Source organism: Roseateles sp. P5_B10 (genome assembly GCF_056400485.1).
Window position 1 is genome coordinate 1 of the sequence record NZ_JBFULE010001803.1, and the last position, 505, is coordinate 505.

At 66.1% G+C, this 505-nt stretch carries 1 protein-coding gene; it reads left to right on the forward strand.

The annotated features are described in order from the left end of the window. Positions 1-505 (forward strand): amidase family protein (locus tag AC1DU6_RS35995; protein WP_477863472.1); only part of this gene is annotated, 505 nt, incomplete at both ends.

Sequence of the window (505 nt, forward strand, 5' to 3'; positions counted from 1 at the left end):
CCTTACCTGATGAAGGACCTCGGGCCGACCCTGAAGGGACGGCTGCAGGAATTCGGCTCCATGATCATGCAGGGCAACCGGCCCGCGCAGGACAGCTTCCTGACCGGCAAGATCCGGGGCGCCGGGCTCAACATCATTGGCCGCAGCACCACGCCAGAATTCGGCGTCTGCAGTTCTGCTGAGAACAAGCTCTATGTCACGCGCAATCCCTGGGACACCGACTACACCACCTGTGGCTCCTCCGCCGGCTCTGCGGCGATGGTCGCGGCCGGCGTGCTGCCGATCTCCCATGCCACGGATGGCGGTGGTTCGATCCGCATTCCCGCGGGTGTGAACGGCCTGATCGGCCTGAAGGTCTCGCGCGGCGTCTATTCGCTGGCGCCAGCGCTGTCGGATCTCTCCGGGTTGGTCTCCATCCAGGGCTGCGTCAGCCGCAGCGTGCGCGACACCGCAGCCTTCGTCGACAATTGCCGCGGCGGCGCGCCCGGCGAATTCATGCCGTTCT